Source organism: Butyrivibrio sp. (assembly GCF_024699075.1).
In genome coordinates this window covers 1-3,941 of sequence record NZ_JAILQF010000300.1, presented here as the reverse complement: position 1 = coordinate 3,941, position 3,941 = coordinate 1, and the positions used below count along the sequence as shown (strand labels likewise).

The 3,941-nt window shown below is 36.4% G+C and carries 2 protein-coding genes and 2 tRNA genes; all 4 read right to left on the bottom strand.

The window, feature by feature from the left end; all coding sequences use genetic code 11:
- Window positions 1–169 precede the first annotated feature (169 nt).
- The 4 genes from K6G87_RS12075 to K6G87_RS12060 all read right to left on the bottom strand — a co-directional run bounded on the left by K6G87_RS12075 (window position 170) and on the right by K6G87_RS12060 (window position 3,533).
- Window positions 170–258: transfer RNA gene (locus tag K6G87_RS12075), tRNA-Ser, on the bottom strand.
- A gap of 100 nt (window positions 259–358) precedes the next feature.
- Window positions 359–444 (bottom strand) — tRNA-Ser (locus tag K6G87_RS12070).
- A gap of 684 nt (window positions 445–1,128) precedes the next feature.
- On the bottom strand, window positions 1,129–2,622 hold the full coding sequence (locus K6G87_RS12065; protein ID WP_296837559.1) for an acyltransferase family protein: 1,494 nt from the start codon (window positions 2,620–2,622) through the stop codon (window positions 1,129–1,131).
- 431 nt (window positions 2,623–3,053) lie between these two features.
- On the bottom strand, window positions 3,054–3,533 hold the full coding sequence (locus K6G87_RS12060; protein ID WP_296837557.1) for a flagellar protein FliT: 480 nt from the start codon (window positions 3,531–3,533) through the stop codon (window positions 3,054–3,056).
- Between the last annotated feature and the right edge of the window lie 408 nt (window positions 3,534–3,941).

The window sequence follows — 3,941 nt, the reverse complement described above, 5'->3', positions numbered from 1 at the left end:
TGTTATTTTCATAACAGCTTGATGGTGGCTAAACCATCAAAAATTTACTTTTGGTTTTTGTTCTTCTGAACATTCTGTTCTTCTAAAAAGAAGAACTGGAATTTTCAGGGTTGCATTACTGTTAAGTTGTCAAAGTGCTTTGTAATCTTACATCTGTTAAACAGATGAGCGCAGAAGGAGGGATTTGAACCCTCGCGCCGCTATTAACGACCTGCACCCTTTCCAGGGGTGTCTCTTCAACCACTTGAGTACTTCTGCAAAAAGGTTGATTCATAGATCATATTCATTAGAACTTAGATCTAATCTCTTAATTAACAGCGGACGATGTATCCTGTCCTATGCCGCTTTTTGATTACAGCGGAGCGAAAGGGATTCGAACCCTTGTGGCGTTGCCGCCAAACGGTTTTCAAGACCGCCTCGTTATGACCACTTCGATATCGCTCCATATATAAGCTATATACTACTCAGCTTTTGTCTTTTGCGCTTCGTTTGCTTTGCGTTACCGCCGCAGCGCAAGTAATATATTATCAAACGCCCCCTAAGGTGTCAAGCAATTTTTTGAATTTTTTTGAATATTTTTTTATCGTTTAGTTATGATTTGTACATCGTTTTCAAAAAGTGTGGTCAAAATCATGCAAAAGCTTGTAAACTAGGGCTTTATAAAGCATTTTCTTATCAATATGTTCTTTCAATGTGCATACATCATTTTTTATCGGAATTATTCCAATTTGCTTAAGTGGTAAATGACTTTATTTTGAAATTTTTATTTTCTGTCCTAAATTATCACTTATTGAACCGAGCACCTAGCTATATACTTTTATACCTGTATCCTTATTCTGCTTGTTCTTTTTATATTCCTACACTTGTAGCTTTTTCTTGTTTGTTCTTTTTATTTTCCTACACTTGTAGCTTTATCTTGCTTGTTCTTTTTATTTTCCTACTCTTGTAGCCATATTCTGCTTATTATTTATACACATTATGTTATACAGCAAAATCTATTTATTAGCCTGTATACTTTCAACTTATTACAAGAATCTTTCTGCATATCACATATACCCTTATCTTGCTATAAGCATCTTTTGACTTATCGTATATTCCTTCATCTTGCTATCAGCATCTTCTGACTTATCATATACGTCTCCTTCTTACTTCACGCATCTTTTCCCTCATCCTGTATATTCCTTCTGCAACGAGTACAGATATTACCGCTGCGATCAAAGGTTTCATCCACATATAAAGCCTGAATCTGTCGAGTGGCATGAGAAGTTTACTCAATATAGAAATGACCATTATGTGAAAATAATATACCGACGCAGAAAGATGCTTTCCAATATGGCAAAGATGATTAGGATTTATAAATCCATTGCCTATGCGTTTGGGATAAGCTTTCATATATTTATTTCCAATACTATTCTGATGATTCGCTTCTATATTGCTATTACCTATATCACTCTGATTACCTTTTTCTATATCGATATTACCTCTATCACTCTGACAATCTTTTTCTATATTTCTGTTACCAACATCACTCTGTTGATCTTTTCCTATATTTCTATTACCAATAACACTCTGATGATTCGCTTCTATATTGCTATCACCTATATCACTTTGATTACCTTTTTCTATATCGATATTACCTATATCACTCTGATGATCTTTTTCTATACTTCTATTGCCAATGTCACTCTGATGATCAGCTTCTATAGTACCATTACCAACTTTCCCATAGGCTTCGCCAAGAAGCATGATCGCACAAAGCGTCACAATAGATCCTACATATACCGTCATCTCACCAAAGCGTCTGTACTCAATTATAGACATTGCAAGACCAGTAACAGCAAGTACGTGCAGTGTGATACGATTTCTCCTTGCACCTTGCCCGCTACTGCAAGCATCTATTATGCGCCTTACAAGCTCCGCAGGTTTTGTCTTCCTGTTATCACTTACGACCGAGTCAATCCACACGCCTCCCATGATAAACGGGATGCCCTCCAGCAGCCAGTTTCTAACCATATACCAGGTGCGGATACTTATATCAAAAGGCCTTATGGGATAATACAGCTGCAGAAGTTCTGCAACAAAGAGCATACCTGTGAAAAGAAATGCAAGACCCCCGCTCCATTTCTTGGCAAATCTTGCAAAGATAAATACCAGGATATAAACATAAAGAACCGCGTACAGATACCACAAGTGATCTATGTCGTAGGTATAGTCATAGATTATTTTCCCAGAATTGAACATGAGTAAGAGCTTTAGTTCGTTAAGATTATATTTCTGAGCACAAAGGTCGCGAATGCCGAATCCAACTGTGCCGGCTATTATAAACGAATAAATATTATAAAGAAGTGTCAGCAAAAGAGTGACTGTAAAAACGTGCTTAATCCTCGATGCCATGCGCTTTCTGACAAGCAAAGCACCTGATCCGTCCGGAATGTTTTTTAACAAATATCTTCCTGATACAACAAAAAAATAAAGCACTGCAAATCTGGACATAGCCTGAATATCTTTGCCCAGACCAATTGGAAAAAGACAATGAATGAAAATTACCAAAATGCATGCAACTGCCTTCATCATATAAAGATAGTTGTTGTCCGCACCGCACTTACCCCTATTGTCGCCCATACAAATCCCCTATCGCCCAAAAAGCGGCAGCCTATTGCAGCTACCGCATAATATCTAGAATTATATCATAAATAATATGTATGTCTTATCTATAATTGCTCAAAATCTTTCATTTTGAAATTCGTATCAAATTGAACTTCAATATTTCTTATAGGTTATATCGCCTTCATATAGGATTCTTCTATGATTTATGATCATGTTTTCTAATGGAAGTTTCTTCTATGATTTATAATCATGCTTTCTTATGCAGGAATCCTCTTTGTTTTATGATCATGCTTCCTCATGCAGGACTCTTCTATGTTTTATGATCATGCTTCCTCATGCAGGACTCTTCTATGTTTTATGATCATGCTTCCTCATGCAGGATTCTTCTACATCTTACATATACAGTTGCCCACTATGACCTAACCTCATACTATTTGGACAATCCCTCAACCGTGATTATCTATAAAATGAGGCTGGATATTGGCAGACTTATTCATGGTCACATGATAGCTGAATGCTGCTGCCGCGCTCTGCTTGCCCTGCTTCATGTCTTTCCTTGTTTTGGAAAAATAGTTGTCAGCAAGGTCCTTATTTCTTGTCTCCTGAACTTCAAGGGTATTTGAAAGATCTGTAATATCACGAATAAGATTCTGCATGCGCTGAATCTGTTCGCGGTACTTGTATTTGTTGCCATCAAGTTCTATCTTGACCTTGTCATAGAGGCCTGCAAAGCCATCGTTTAACTCTGTAAGTTTATCAATGAGATCGCCTTTTTCATGGACAGCTTTGTCGAAGGCTTCTTCGTCAGGGCCTTCAGACCTTTCAAGAGCCTCTTTTTGCAAGCCATTCTGAACCTCAATCTCTTGCATAACTTTAAGTTTCATGCGAAGAGAATCTTCCATCATATCAAGATATGTTTCAGTCATAGGCACCTCACATTTGAAAGATATGGTTTATAATAAGATATATAATCGGTTATATGATAAATATAACACTTTTAAATGATAATGTCATCGCATTGGTATATATCAACTACAGTTAACACTTTGAATTTTATCAGCGCTTAGTATATCCAAATACATGAAAACCGCTTTGAATTTTATCAGCGCCTAGTATATCCGAACACATGAAAACCGCTTTGAATTTTATCAGCGCCTAGTATATCCAAAGACATGAAAACCGCCTTAAATTTTTTAGTTCCCTATATATAAAATAAGCATAAACTTTAGCCTTTCTATTGATTCAGATATCTCAGAATTGATACTATTATTAATGGCAATAAAGCACAATTTAATTGATACAAATATTTGGCAGATATTTAAAGGAGAAATAAG

What these genes read in the sequence shown, in the direction of transcription:
- K6G87_RS12065 (WP_296837559.1), bottom strand. Translation starts at nt 2,622, where the DNA reads ATGGGCGACAATAGGGGTAAGTGCGGTGCGGACAACAACTATCTTTAT.
- K6G87_RS12060 (WP_296837557.1), bottom strand. Translation starts at nt 3,533, where the DNA reads ATGACTGAAACATATCTTGATATGATGGAAGATTCTCTTCGCATGAAA.